General features: G+C 72.2%; 10 protein-coding genes. 5 read left to right on the forward strand and 5 right to left on the reverse strand.

The window, feature by feature from the left end; all coding sequences use genetic code 11:
* The first annotated feature begins 738 nt into the window (after positions 1 to 738).
* A complete protein-coding gene (locus tag GQ466_RS29345) occupies positions 739 to 1,464 on the forward strand; it encodes a hypothetical protein (RefSeq protein WP_161106330.1) in 726 nt (241 codons plus the stop codon).
* On the opposite strand, the gene GQ466_RS29350 is transcribed toward GQ466_RS29345, so the two are convergent.
* Entirely contained in the window at positions 1,411 to 2,223 is an 813-nt protein-coding gene (locus tag GQ466_RS29350) for a putative RNA methyltransferase (RefSeq protein ID WP_161106331.1), read from the reverse strand. The genes GQ466_RS29345 and GQ466_RS29350 overlap by 54 nt on opposite strands.
* A 7-nt stretch (positions 2,224 to 2,230) precedes the next feature.
* Positions 2,231 to 2,581 carry a thioredoxin gene (gene trxA, locus GQ466_RS29355; protein ID WP_161106332.1) on the reverse strand — a complete coding sequence of 117 codons (351 nt, stop codon included), beginning with the start codon at positions 2,579 to 2,581 and terminating at the stop codon, positions 2,231 to 2,233.
* Between the two features lie 132 nt (positions 2,582 to 2,713).
* Between trxA and GQ466_RS29360 the strand changes: the two genes are divergently transcribed.
* Together GQ466_RS29360 and GQ466_RS29365 are read left to right on the forward strand one after the other, a co-directional pair.
* Positions 2,714 to 3,727: a sigma-70 family RNA polymerase sigma factor gene (locus tag GQ466_RS29360; protein ID WP_161106333.1), complete on the forward strand. Its 1,014-nt coding sequence runs from the start codon at positions 2,714 to 2,716 to the stop codon at positions 3,725 to 3,727.
* 89 nt (positions 3,728 to 3,816) lie between these two features.
* Positions 3,817 to 5,154 (forward strand): class II 3-deoxy-7-phosphoheptulonate synthase, encoded by a 1,338-nt coding sequence (locus tag GQ466_RS29365; RefSeq protein ID WP_378186661.1) that lies wholly within the window; start codon positions 3,817 to 3,819, stop codon positions 5,152 to 5,154.
* A 30-nt stretch (positions 5,155 to 5,184) separates the two neighbouring features.
* Here the strand turns inward: GQ466_RS29365 and GQ466_RS29370 are convergent, their stop codons facing one another.
* Genes GQ466_RS29370 through GQ466_RS29380 form a run of 3 tightly spaced genes read right to left on the reverse strand, consistent with a single transcriptional unit; the run spans position 5,185 to position 8,099 of the window.
* Entirely contained in the window at positions 5,185 to 5,553 is a 369-nt protein-coding gene (locus tag GQ466_RS29370) for an ATP-binding protein (RefSeq protein ID WP_202421299.1), read from the reverse strand.
* Between the two features lie 34 nt (positions 5,554 to 5,587).
* The gene (locus GQ466_RS29375) at positions 5,588 to 5,917 is read right to left on the reverse strand and encodes an anti-sigma factor antagonist (RefSeq protein ID WP_161106336.1); all 330 of its coding nucleotides are present in this window, start codon (positions 5,915 to 5,917) and stop codon (positions 5,588 to 5,590) included.
* 31 nt (positions 5,918 to 5,948) lie between these two features.
* Positions 5,949 to 8,099: a SpoIIE family protein phosphatase gene (locus tag GQ466_RS29380; RefSeq protein WP_337193675.1), complete on the reverse strand. Its 2,151-nt coding sequence runs from the start codon at positions 8,097 to 8,099 to the stop codon at positions 5,949 to 5,951.
* Positions 8,100 to 8,386: 287 nt separating this feature from the next.
* Here GQ466_RS29380 and GQ466_RS29385 point away from each other — a divergent pair, with 287 nt between their 5' ends.
* Together GQ466_RS29385 and GQ466_RS29390 are read left to right on the forward strand one after the other, a co-directional pair.
* Positions 8,387 to 12,595, forward strand: a complete 4,209-nt coding sequence (locus GQ466_RS29385) for a HAMP domain-containing protein (protein WP_237418505.1) — start codon at positions 8,387 to 8,389, stop codon at positions 12,593 to 12,595.
* Positions 12,596 to 12,635: 40 nt separating this feature from the next.
* Positions 12,636 to 13,289: a response regulator gene (locus GQ466_RS29390; RefSeq protein ID WP_161106338.1), complete on the forward strand. Its 654-nt coding sequence runs from the start codon at positions 12,636 to 12,638 to the stop codon at positions 13,287 to 13,289.
* Positions 13,290 to 13,306: the final 17 nt, after the last annotated feature.

Raw genomic sequence — 13,306 nt, forward strand, 5'->3', positions numbered from 1 at the left:
CGCCAGCGTTCGTCCTGAGCCAGGATCAAACTCTCCATCAAGGCCTACACGACACACCCAGGGGGCGAACCCCGGACATGCCAAACCTCAAGGGATCGAAATCCCAGCATGCCGACCCTAAGATCGGCTTGCCTCAAAGAAATCCCAGACCACCATCGAAACAGTGGCCTCGGGGACGGCCCGAACCAATGTCGGGCCATATAAAGGCACTGGCTTTTAACACGCTGTTGAGTTCTCAAGAAACGGACACCCACCGCGCTCCCACCACTCACGTGGCGCTCGCTCCGGGGCAACCCTTCTAACTTACCGGGAACTTCCCCCTGTCAAATCCGACCCACCGGATCAGATCCCACCAGGAGACCAGCCCACCCCACGACGAACCAGACGGCCAGAACCGCCACCATGATCGTTCAGAGGAGTCCCACCGGGCCGTCCGCCTCAGAGGCGTCCCGCATCCCGCGCTGGGCTGTGTCCATAACTTTAACACCGACGGAACAGTGCTTCGCACATCCATCGTGAAGCGAGGCCCACGAACTCGGTCCGCGACCCGGACATTGATCCATAACGACGCCGGAACGACACGTATTCCCGCAGATCATCCGCTATGTGCGTCAGGTCACAATGCGGTACGGTTCGCACACATCGTGCCGCGCGAAAGACACCGGCCGGCCGGTCCGCGCGCGGTGCCGCCCGCCGGCGGCGGTCCGCCGCGTCGGCCAGGGTCAGAGAGGAGCGCCCGTGAGCGCACCCGTCGTCCGCAACTCGACGGAACGTCTGGTCGTCGCGGGGACGATCGCCCCGACGCTCCATGACGTGCACGCGTGGCGTCTCGCGGTGGCCGACGGGCGCATCGAGGTGCACGCCGATCCGGCGCGGTTCCGTCCGATGGACGACCCGTCCGGCCGGAGCCTGCATCTGAGCTGCGGCGCCGTCCTCGTCAACCTGCGGCTGGCCGCCGCGCAGCTCGGCCGCGAGGCGGTGATCCGGCTGCTCCCGGACGCCGAGCACCCGAGGCTCCTGGCCTCCGTGCGTCTTACACGGCGCCGGCGCGTCACGCGCGAGGAACGCCTGCTCTATGCGGCGACGTTGCGCTCCGTTCCGTCGAGGGCGGTCGCGGGGGGCGGGAGCGCGCCGGAGGTCCGGGCCGTCCAGGAGCTTTCGGACACGGCGCGGCTCGAAGGCGCGACGCTGCACGTCCTGCCCGGCGATGGAACGTGCCGAGCCGTCCTCACCACGGGGAGCGACGCCCCGCAGGCGTGGATGCGCGCCGGACGAGCGCTCCAGGCCGTCCTGCTCGCCGCGACGATCCGGTCCGTCGCCGTCTCTTTCCTCTACGAGATCGTGGACGTCCCCGAGCTGGGCGTGCCGGGCGACGTGCCGCAAGTCGTGCTGGAGCTGTCGCGCGCCGCCCTACCGGTAGACGGACAGGACGAACGACAGCGGCACCGGGAACGGGTCGGGTAGCTTCGCGATCCGCTCGGCGAGGTCATCCGCGGGAACATGGTGTGCGCTTGGCCCCATCCCGACGAGCGTGGCGATCTCGGCGTGCCCGAGGTCGGCGGTCAGGTCGAGGGTGTCGCGGGACGCGAGCGCGAAGTGGCCGGCGAGGGCGTCGTCGGTCCGCTCGTTCTTGCGGTCGTCCACGGTCAGGAGCCCGAGTTCGGCGATGAGCGGCCCGAGGTGCCGGGACGACGGCGTCACGGTGAACAGGGCGCCGTCCGGACGCAGAACGCGGCGGTACTCGGCGGCGTTGCGCGGCGCGAAGACGTTCAGGACCGCGTCCACCGACGCGGAGCGGAGCGGAAGGTCCTGCCAGAGGTCGGCGACGACCGCGCCGATCCGGGGATGGGCGCGCGCGGCGCGGCGGGCGGCGTGCTTGGAGAGGTCGAGCGCGATTCCGACGGAATCCGCGTTCAGCACGGCCGCGAGGTAGTACCCGGTCCCGGCGCCCGCGTCGAGGATCCGGCCGGTTCCGCGCAGGAGCGAGCCGAGCGCGGCGGCGAGCGGCGCGAAGTGCCCCGCGCCGAGGAACGCGGAGCGCGCCCGGACCATCTCGGACGTGTCGGCGGTGCCGGGACGCGCGCCGCCCGGCAGCAGGTTGGCGTACCCCTGCCGCGCGACGTCGAAGGAGTGCCGGGCGGGGCAGGCCAGGGAGCGGTCCACGAGGGCGAGAGGCTCCGCGCACAGAGGGCAGCGGAGCGCGTCGACGATGTCGGCGAGCATCGGCCCGTCACGCCATGCGGCTGCGGACCTCGTCCATGTCGAGGTCCCGCACCGCCTCGATGATCTTCTCCAGGGACGCGGCCGGGACGGCGCCGGGCTCGGCGTACACGATGACGCCGTCGCGGACGGCCATCAGCGTGGGAATGGACGTGATCCCGAAGCGTTGTGAGAGGGCGGGCTCGGCCTCGGTGTCGACCTTGCCGAACGTGATGTCGGTGTGGGCCTCGGCGGCCTTCTCGAAGACGGGCGCGAACCGCCGGCAGGGTCCGCACCAGGCCGCCCAGAAGTCGATGAGGACGATGCCGTCCCCCTGGGCGGTCGCGTCGAAGTTCCCGGCGGTGAGTGTGACGGTCGCCATGTGGTCTCTCCTCTTCCGGGGTATCAGATCAGGGTAGGGCCTTGCCTTACTCCGCAGTATTCCGGAACTGGGAATCACAGAGCGGTAAATCACGTTCCTCTCTTAGGGAGATCGAACCAGAGAAGGGTCAGGATGGCTGCAACCCGAACCAAGGCGGACAGGGTCGACGCCCCCGACAAGGACCTGGTCGGGGCGTACCTCGACCGGATCGGCCGCACCCCCCTGCTGGACGCGGAGGAAGAGGTCGATCTGGCGAAGGCGATCGAGGGGGGCCTGTACGCGGAACAGTTGCTCGACGAGGGCCGGGTGCCGGACGGCGTCCGTTCCGCCGAGCTCGAGGACCTTGTAGCGGCCGGGCTGCGCGCCAAGCAGCGCTTCGTCGAGGCCAACCTTCGCCTCGTGGTCTCGATCGCCCGCAAGTACCCGACCGACGCGCTGCCGCTCATCGACCTCATCCAGGAGGGCAACCTCGGGCTGATGCGCGCGGTGGAGAAGTTCGACTACCGCCGGGGGTTCAAGTTCTCGACGTACGCCACGTGGTGGATCCGGCAGGCGATCGGGCGCGGGCTCAGCCACACCGCGCGGACGATCCGGCTGCCCGTCCACGTGGAGGAGGAGTTGTCGCGGCTGCGCAGGGCGGAGCGTCAGCTCGGCCGTGAGCTGGGCCGGGAGCCGACCCGCGACGAGCTGGCGGACGCGGTGGGCGCCGAGCCCGAGCACGTCGACGAGCTGCTGCGCTGGCGGCGGGACCCGGCGAGCCTGGACGCGACCGTCGACGACGCCGGCGAGACGCCGATGGGCGACCTGCTGGAGGACCCGGAGGCGGTGACGCCCGAGGCGGAGGTGCTGGCGCTGGACGACATCGAGGGCCTGGCGCGCCTGCTGGACCGGCTTCCCGAGCGGGAGGCGGCGATCGTGCGGGCCAGGTTCGGGATGGAGAGCGGGCAGCCGCTGTCGTACGCGCAGATCGGCGCGCGGTACGGGCTGAGCCACAACCGGGTGCGGCAGATCACCGACCGGTCGCTGCGGCGGCTGCGGCAGCTCGCGGTCGACGGGGACCTGTCGGGCCGCCGTCCGGTGCCGGTGCAGGTCGGCGCCGAGCCCCCGGCGGAGCTGGCGGTGGCCGTGCGGGGGCGCGCGGCCTGAGCGGCGCGGGGAGCGGCCCGGACGAGCCACGGCCGTCCGGGCCGCTCCGCGCTTCCGGCACCGGTGCGGGTGCCTTAGCCTTGACGTCCGTGAGCACAACCAACGACCTCGACGTCTGGCGCGGCCTGCCCGCCCTCCAGCAGCCGCAGTGGGACGACCCCGCCGAGGTGCGGGCCGTGGTGGAGGAGCTGGCGCAGCTTCCGCCGCTGGTCTTCGCGGGCGAGTGCGACCAGCTCCGCGCGCGTCTCGGGGACGTGGCGCGGGGCGAGGCGTTCGTGCTGCAGGGCGGCGACTGCGCGGAGACGTTCGCCGGGTCCAACGCGGACGCGGTGCGCAACAAGCTGAAGACGCTGCTGCAGATGGCGGTGGTGCTCACGTACGCGGCGAGCGTGCCCGTGGTGAAGATGGGCCGGATGGCGGGGCAGTTCGCCAAGCCGCGGTCCAAGCCGATGGAGGCGCGCGACGGCGTCGAGCTGCCCGCCTACCGGGGCGACATGGTCAACGGCCTGGAGTTCACGCCCGAGGCGCGGCGCAACGACCCGCGGCGGCTGCTGCGGGCGTACCACGCGTCGGCGGTGACGCTGAACCTGTGCCGGGCGTTCACCAAGGGCGGGTACGCGGACCTGCGCCAGGTCCACCGCTGGAACCAGGACTTCGTGGCGCAGAGCCCGGCGGGCCGCCGGTACGAGCGGCTGGCCGGGGAGATCGACCGGGCGCTGACGTTCATGAAGGCGTGCGGCGCGAACCCCGACGAGTTCCACGGCGTGGAGTTCTACTCCAGCCACGAGGCGCTGCTGCTGGAGTACGAGCGGGCGCTGACGCGGGTGGACAGCCTGAGCGGGCTCCCCTACGACGTCTCCGCGCACTTCCTGTGGATCGGTGAGCGGACGCGGCAGCTCGACGGCGCGCACGTGGACTTCCTGAGCCGCATCCGCAACCCGATCGGCGTGAAGCTCGGCCCGACGACGTCGCCGGACGACGCGCTGGCGCTGATCGAGAAGCTGAACCCCGAGGGCGAGCCGGGCCGGCTGACGTTCGTGACCCGGATGGGCGCGGGCAAGATCAGGGACGCGCTGCCGCCGCTGATCGAGAAGGTCCGGCAGAGCGGCGCGCCGGTGGCGTGGATCTGCGACCCGATGCACGGGAACACGTTCGAGGCGCCGAGCGGGCACAAGACCCGCCGGGTGGACGACGTGCTGGACGAGGTGGCGGGCTTCTTCGAGGTCCACCGGGCGCTCGGGACGCATCCGGGCGGCATCCACATCGAGTTCACCGGCGACGACGTCACCGAGTGCGTGGGCGGCGGGCACCCGATCGTGGAGGGCGACCTGCACCAGCGCTACGAGACGGCGTGCGACCCGCGCCTGAACCGCGGCCAGTCGCTGGACCTGGCGTTCATGGTCGCCGAGCTGTACCGCAAGAGCTGACGCGTCCGGCCCGGGGCGACCCGGGCCGGGTCACAGCGCGACCTCGGCCCAGACGACCTTGCCGCCGGTGACGGGCTCGGCGCCCCAGGTGCTGGCGAAGCGGTCGACGATGAACAGGCCGCGGTGGGACTCGTCCAGCGGCCCGGGGACGGTCATGCGCGGCATCTGCGGTGCGCGGTCGCGGACCTCGACGCGGACGCGGCCGGTGCCGCGCAGCAGCCGCAGTTCGAGGGCGGTCCCGGCGTGCCGGACGGCGTTGGCGACGAGTTCGGCGACGATCGCGGTCACCAGTTCCTCGCGGTCCATGAGCGCCCAGGTGCGCATGGTGCGGGTCGCGAGGCGCCGGGCGTACTCGACGGCCTCGGTCTGGGGCGCGGCGCGCAGGGTCGTCTCGGTCATCGGGTCGGTCACTCAGCCTCGCTCGCCGTCGCGTTCATGATGCGGAGCCGTCCCCGGCCCCGGCGATGAGGAAGCGGTCGAGGCCGGTGGTCCGCAGGACGTTCTCAACGCGGCCGTAGGCGCCGGTGACGGTGAGGGTGGCGTTCTGCGCCCGCGCGTGCTTGTAGGCGCGGACGAGGACGTTCAGTCCCGAGGAGTCGCAGAAGTCGACCGCGGTCAGATCCACCACGACGTCGCGTTCGCCCGCGTCGACCAGTTCGGTCAGCCGCGAGCGCAGCTCGTCGGAGGAGTGCAGGTCGATAGAACCGCGCGCCGCGATGGTCGCACGGCCGTCCTGCCGCGTCGTCTGCAAGGCCAGCCCCACGCCACCACACCTTACCGATTGTCGGGCTTCATCATGACGCCCGGAGAACGATGAGGGCAACGTCGTCGTTGGACGGCTCCGGGCCGAAGTCGCGGACGGCCCGCTGGATCCGTGCGGCGACGGCGCCCGCGCTGAGTCCCGTGCAGCCGGCCAGGAGCCGTTCCAGGCCCTGCCCGTCGCCGAGGAGACGGGTGCCGGAACGGCGCTCGGTGACGCCGTCGGTGACGCAGAGCAGGACCTGCCCGCTGCGCAACTCTACGGCGTCGGTGTGGAAGTCGACGCCGTCGAAGACGCCGAGGAGCGGTTGCGGTCCGGCGGCCTCGTGGACGTTGCCGTCGGGGTCGAGGACGAGCGGCGGCGGGTGGCCGGCGCTGGTCAGGGTGATGCTGACGCCGTCGCGGCGGGCCCGGGGCGTGATCTCGCCGTGCAGGAGGGTGAGCAGCCGGGCGCGTTCGCCCTCGCCGAGGATGAGGCGGTTGAGGCGCGTCAGGACGTCGGGGACGGTCATGTCCTCGGCGGCGAGGATCCGCAGGGCGTGCCGGGCGAGGCCGGTGACGGCGGCGGCCTCGGGCCCGGTGCCGCAGACGTCGCCGATCGCGAACCGCCAGCGGGCCGGGACGGCGGGCTGGTCCCCGGCCGGGAACACGTCGTAGAAGTCGCCGCCGACCTCGTGCCCCTCCCCCGCCGGTTCGTAGACGACCGCGACCTCCAGGCCCGGGATGTCGGGAATGCCGGGCGGGAGCAGGCTGCGCTGCAGGGCGCTGCTCATCGTGGTCTGCTCGGAGTAGAGGCGGGCGTTGTCGACGGCGAGGGCGGCGCGGCGGCTCAGCTCCTCGGCGAGTTCGATGGCGCTGCGCGGGAACCGGTCGCCGGGCGGGCGGCCGATGACGAGCGAGCCGATGCGCCGGCCGCGCGCGATGAGCGGGAAGGCGTAGGCGACGTCGTCGGCGGTCTCGCGGGCGGCGGCGCGGACCTCGTCGGGCGCGTCGGCGAGCGCGTTCCAGGGCCCGGGCGCCTCGGGTTCGGGGACGGTCCCGGCGCGGGCGAGCAGGTCGCGCAGGGCGTCGGAGCGGTTCTCGTCGGCGTGCCAGACGTAGGCGAGGCGGCCGGGGTCGCCGTCGCCGGCGCTGTAGAGGGCGCACCAGGTGGCGAGGCGCGGCACGACGAGCTGCGCGACGAGCGCCATCGTGCGCTCTTGGTCCAGGGTTCCGGCGAGCAGGTCGCTGGCCTCGGCGACGAAGCTGAGCCAGCCCCGCCAGGACCGTTCCAGCTCCCCGATCCTGGCCTTCTCCAGGGCGAGCGAGAGTTCGCCCGCGAGGTGGCCGAGGCGGGCGCCGTCGGCGTCGGAGAAGCGGTCGGGGGCGGCGGCGGTCGCGACGAGGAAGCCGGTGAGGCGTCCTTCGGCGTCCAGCGGCGCGGCGGCCAGGGACCGGGCGTGCAGGGCGGCGGCGAGCGGGTCGGCGGCGTCGGCGGTGATCCAGGCGCGGCCGGCGCGGGCCTCGGGGCCGAGGTCGACAACCGACGGGGCGCCGGTGGGGGCGTCCAGCGGGAGGCCGGTCGCGGCGCCGACGACGAGCGTGCCGTCGCGTTCGGTGAGCAGGACGGCGGCGGCGTCGGCCTTGAGCGCGTCGCGGGCGGACGCGGCGGCGTCCGCCAGGGCCTCGCGGGCGGCGGGCGAGCGCAGCAGCCGGTCCCCGGCGATGGTGAGCGCGGTCGCGGGCGCGGCCGGGTCGGTCTCGGCGGGCTTGGGCGCGGGGCGGCGGGACCGTCCGGCGTCCTTGAGGCGCGGGACGGGCAGGTCCTGGCCGCCGCCCGCCGGGATGCGGAACCAGATGCCCTTGGTGCGGCGGTCGTAGGTGACGCCCCACGCGGTGGCGAGCCGCGCGATGGACGGCAGGCCGCGTCCGCTGGTGGCGTTGATGCCGGGCATCTCGGGGGCGCGGGTGGGGTGCAGGTCGCGGACCTCGATGCGGACCTCGTCGCCCTGCCGGGAGCAGCAGACCTCGAAGGAGGTGCCCGCGTAGGTCACGGCGTTGGTGGCGAGTTCGCTGGTGGCGAGGACGGCGTCGTCCACGGCGGCGGGCATGTCCCAGTCGGTGAGGACGGTGCGCACGAACCGCCGGGCGTCGGCGACGGATTCGGCGGCGGAGGGGAAGGTGGCCGACACCGTCTGCCCATCCACCAGTCGTTTCCTCACATGCGACGATTCCCGCGGTCCTGGCTATCGTGGCAGACGGGCCGACCGCCCGGCCAGCGGATGGCGCGAGACGCGGTGGCAGCGCGGCGCGATCTTGCCGCCACAATACGACAGACCGTAACACAAGCATTACGAAGTTCGGTGCCTTCGGGCGTCCGGGCACCGTACGGTCGGGTTCCACCGGCGCCGCGACGTAGAGTGAAAGGTGCGGCCCGGACGAGGCGCCCGTCCTTTCCGGGCCTCCCGCATCGCGGGTGAGGAGGATGGAGAGCATGCCCCGAACCGCGTCCCGTACCGGTCAGGGCGTCCGTGCCGCGGGCGCGTCGCCGAAGGACACGACGCCGCGGTACAGCGACGCCGACCTGCAACCGCTGCTGCGCGCCCTCGCGGCGGTGCGCGACGGACGGCTGCGCGCCGACGTCGACGTGCCCGGCGAGGGAGCGGTGGCGCAGGCCGCCGCGATCCTCGACGAGATCCGCGAGAACGGCCACCATCTGTCGGCCGAGCTGGGCCGGGTGCGCCAGGAGATCGGCCGCGACGGCCGGCTGCTCGGCCGCGTCCGCACCGCGCAGCTGCGCGGGCAGTGGGCGTCGGCCGCCGAGGACACCAACGCGATCGTCGGGAAGCTGACGGAGCTGGCGACCGGGATGCACCGCGTCGTGGAGGCCGTCGCCAAGGGCGACCTGACGCAGCGGGTGGACCTGCGGGTGAACGGGCGGCCGATGCGCGGCGAGCTGCTGCGGATGGCGCGGTCGGTGAACTCGATGGTGGAGCTGCTGGACCAGTTCACCTGGGAGGTCACGCAGTTCTCCCGGGAGGTCGGCACCGAGGGGCGGCTCGGCGGGAAGGCGTCCGCGAAGGGCATGACGGGCCGCTGGCGGGACGCGACGGCGGCGGTGAACGTCATGGCGAGCCGGCTGACGGCGCAGGTCCGCGACATCGCCGAGGTGACGACGGCGGTGGCGTCCGGGGACCTGACCCGCAAGGTCACCGTGGAGGCGACCGGTGAGCTGCAGGAGCTGAAGCTCACGGTGAACACGATGGTGGACCAGCTCTCCGGGTTCGCCGACGAGGTCACCCGCGTCGCCCGCGAGGTCGGCACCGAGGGGCAGCTCGGCGGGCAGGCCAACGTGCGGGGCGTGAGCGGGGTCTGGAAGGACCTGACCGACAACGTCAACGCGATGGCGAACAACCTGACGTACCAGGTGCGGAACATCGCGCAGGTCACCACGGCCGTGGCCGAGGGCGACCTGGGCAAGAAGATCACCGTCGACGCCCAGGGCGAGATCCTCCAGCTCAAGAACACGATCAACCAGATGGTGGACACGCTGTCCGCGTTCGCCGACGAGGTCACCCGTGTGGCCCGCGAGGTCGGCACCGAGGGACGCCTCGGCGGGCAGGCGCGGGTGCCGGGCGTCAGCGGCGTCTGGAAGGACCTGACGAACAACGTCAACGGCATGGCGTCCAACCTGACCTATCAGGTGCGGAACATCGCGCAGGTCACCACGGCCGTCGCCGAGGGCGACCTCGGCAAGAAGATCACCGTCGACGCCCAGGGCGAGATCCTGCAGCTCAAGGACACCATCAACACGATGGTCGACACCCTGTCCGCGTTCGCCGACGAAGTGACCCGTGTCGCCCGCGAGGTCGGCACCGAGGGACGCCTCGGCGGGCAGGCGCGGGTCCCGGGCGTCAGCGGCGTCTGGAAGGACCTCACCGACAACGTCAACTCGATGGCCAACAACCTGACCACGCAGGTCCGCGGGATCGCGCAGGTCACGACGGCCGTCGCGCAGGGCGACCTCGGCAAGAAGATCTCGGTGGACGCGCAGGGCGAGATCCTGCAGCTCAAGGACACCATCAACACGATGGTCGACACGCTGTCCGCGTTCGCCGACGAGGTCAGCCGCGTCGCCCGCGAGGTCGGCACCGAGGGACGCCTCGGCGGCCAGGCGATCGTGCCCGGCGCGGGCGGCATGTGGCGGGACCTCACCGAGAACGTCAACCGGATGGCGTCCAACCTGACCTACCAGGTCCGCAACATCGCCCAGGTGGCCACGGCGGTGGCGCACGGCGACCTGACCCGCCGCATCGACGTCGACGCCCAGGGCGAGATCCTGGAGCTGAAGACGACGCTGAACACGATGGTGGACACGCTGTCGTCGTTCGCGTCCGAGGTCACCCGCGTCGCCAAGGAGGTCGGCAGCGAGGGACGGCTCGGCGGGCAGGCCGAGGTCGAGGGCGTGTCGGGGACGTGGAAGCGGCTCACCGAGAGCGTCAACGAGCTGGCGTCCAACCTGACCACGCAGGTCCGCGCGATCGGCGAGGTCGCGAGCGCGGTCGCGACCGGCGACCTGACCCGGACGATCACCGTCGCGGCGCGCGGCGAGGTCGCGGAGCTGAAGGACAACGTCAACCTCATGGTCGCGACGCTGCGGGAGAGCACGCGCGCCAACGAGGAGCAGGACTGGCTGAAGACGAACCTGGCGCGGATCGGCGGCCTCATGCAGGGCCACCGGGACATGATGCAGGTCGCCGAGCTGATCATGCGGGAGCTGACGCCGACGGCGAGCGCGCAGTACGGCGCGTTCTACCTGGCCGAGGAGGACGGCGACGAGACCGAGCTGGTGCTGCTCGCCGGGTACGGGGTGAAGCGGGGCCTGGCCGGGTCGGTGTCGTTCGGGCTCGGCGAGGGCCTGGTCGGGCAGGCCGCGCAGGAGCGCCGCACGATCCTCATCTCCGACGCCCCCGCCGAGCACGTGAAGATCCGCTCGGGGCTCGGCGAGTCGGCGCCGGTGAACATCATCGTCCTGCCGATCGTCTTCGAGGACACCGTGCTCGGCGCGATCGAGCTGGCGTCGTTCAGCCGGTTCACCGACGTCCACCTGGCGTTCTTCAGCCAGCTCATCGAGACGATCGGCGTGACGCTGAACGCGATCAGCGCCAACACCCGCACCGAGGCGCTGCTCGGCGAGTCCCAGCGGCTGGCGCAGGAGCTGCAGGAACGCTCCGACGAGCTGCAGCGCCAGCAGGGCGAGCTGCGGCACTCCAACACCGAGCTGGAGGAGAAGGCGGCGCTGCTGGCCCAGCAGAACCGCGCGATCGAGATCCAGAACTTCCAGATCGAGCAGGCGCGGCGGACGCTGGAGGAGCGCGCGCAGCAGCTCGCGGTGTCGTCGCGGTACAAGTCGGAGTTCCTGGCGAACATGTCGCACGAGCTGCGGACGCCGCTGAACAGCCTGCTCGTGCTGGCCAAGCTGCTGTCGGAGAACCCGGGCGGGAACCTCACCGACAAGCAGGTCGAGTTCGCGCGGACGATCTACGGTTCGGGCACCGACCTGCTGGAGCTGATCAACGACATCCTGGACCTGGCGAAGGTCGAGGCGGGCAAGATGGAGCTGCACCCGCAGCGGCTGTCGGTGGCGGCGCTGGTGGACTACGTGGAGGCGACGTTCCGTCCGCTGTCGACCGACAAGGGGCTGCGGTTCGGCGTGGAGGTCGCGCCGGACGTCCCTGCGGTGCTGCTGACCGACGAGCAGCGGCTGCAGCAGGTGCTGCGGAACCTGCTGTCCAACGCGGTGAAGTTCACCGCCGAGGGCGAGGTGCGGCTGCGGATCGAGCGCGCCGGGGACATCGAGTTCACGCTGCCGACGCTGTGGACGACTCCGGACGTCCTGGCGTTCCGCGTCATCGACACCGGCATCGGCGTCAGCGCCGACAAGCTCCAGGTGATCTTCGAGGCGTTCCAGCAGGCGGACGGGACGACCAGCCGCCGCTACGGCGGCACCGGCCTCGGCCTGTCGATCAGCCGGAACATCGCGCGGCTGCTCGGCGGCGAGATCCACGCCGAGAGCGAGCCGGGGCGCGGCAGCGTGTTCACGCTGTACCTCCCGGCGCAGTACGCCGAGCCGGACGGGCGGCGCCGCGCGCTGCCCCCGGCCGAGGAGCAGATCACCGCGCCCGCCGCGCCCGCCGAGCCGGCCGCGAACGGCGCCGAGCCGGTGGCCGAGGCGCCCGGCGGCGACGAGGGCGCGGGCGAGCCGGCGCTGACCGGGACGTTCGCCGAGCCGCCCGCCGACTACCTCGACACGGTCCTGTCGGGCCGCAAGGTGCTGATCGTGGACGACGACGTCCGCAACGTGTTCGCCCTGACCAGCGTGCTGGAGGGGTACGGCATGGACGTGCTGTACGCCGAGGACGGGCAGGCGGGCATCAACGTCCTGCACCGCCACCCGGACATCTCGCTGGTCCTGATGGACGTGATGATGCCCGGCCTGGACGGGTACGCGACGACGGCGGCGATCCGCGACATGCCGCAGTTCGCCGACCTGCCGATCATCGTGATCACGGCGAAGGTGATGAAGGGCGACCGGGAGCGGAGCCTGGAGTCGGGGGCGTCGGACTATGTGCCGAAGCCGGTCGACGTCGATCACCTGCTGGACGTGATGCGCAACTGGCTGCAACCGTCCGTGGTTCGATAGACGGGAGCCGTAGCCGGGACCGAGCGGGAGAGGGCGGGGCGTGGACGACAGGGCGAAGATCCTTCTCGTGGACGACCGGGAGGAGAACCTCATCGCGCTGGAGGCGATCCTCAGCTCGCTCGACCAGGAGCTGGTCCGCGCCCGGTCCGGCGAGGAGGCGCTGAAGGCGCTGCTCACCGGCGAGTACGCGGTGATCCTGCTGGACGTCGTCATGCCCGGGATGGACGGGTTCGAGACCGCCCGCGACATCAAGCGGCGCCGCAAGACCCGCGATCTGCCGATCATCTTCCTGACGGCGGTGAACAGCGACCCCGACTACGCGTTCCGGGGGTACGCGGCGGGCGCGGTGGACTTCATCTCCAAGCCGTTCGACCCGTGGGTGCTGCGCGCGAAGGTGTCGGTGTTCGTGGAGCTGCACGCCAAGAACAAGCAGCTCCGCGAGCAGACGGCGCGGCTGCGCGAGCAGGCCGCGCAGCTGCGGGACCAGTCGGCGCTGCTGGCGGCGCGGGCGGGCGGCGAGGCGGCGGTCGACAGCGCGGCGGTCGACGGCGCGGCGGCGCGCGAGCGGCTCCAGGCCGTCCGGGACCAGGTGGACGCGGTCGCCAAGCGGACCGGCGACGGCGCGGAGACCGAGCTTTCCGAGCTGCGGCGCCGGCTCGACGAGCTGGACGCGGCGCTCGGCGCCCGGGAATGACGCGCGGTCCGGACGGT

The sequence above is a fragment of the Actinomadura rayongensis genome (assembly GCF_009831215.1).
GTDB lineage: Bacteria > Actinomycetota > Actinomycetes > Streptosporangiales > Streptosporangiaceae > Spirillospora > Spirillospora rayongensis.

Excerpts from the sequence above, each read along its gene's own strand:
- GQ466_RS29350 (WP_161106331.1), bottom strand. The coding sequence starts at position 2,223 with ATGCTCGCCGACATCGTCGACGCGCTCCGCTGCCCTCTGTGCGCGGAG.
- trxA (WP_161106332.1), bottom strand. The coding sequence starts at position 2,581 with ATGGCGACCGTCACACTCACCGCCGGGAACTTCGACGCGACCGCCCAG.
- GQ466_RS29360 (WP_161106333.1), top strand. The coding sequence starts at position 2,714 with ATGGCTGCAACCCGAACCAAGGCGGACAGGGTCGACGCCCCCGACAAG.
- GQ466_RS29370 (WP_202421299.1), bottom strand. The coding sequence starts at position 5,553 with ATGACCGAGACGACCCTGCGCGCCGCGCCCCAGACCGAGGCCGTCGAG.
- GQ466_RS29385 (WP_237418505.1), top strand. The coding sequence starts at position 8,387 with ATGCCCCGAACCGCGTCCCGTACCGGTCAGGGCGTCCGTGCCGCGGGC.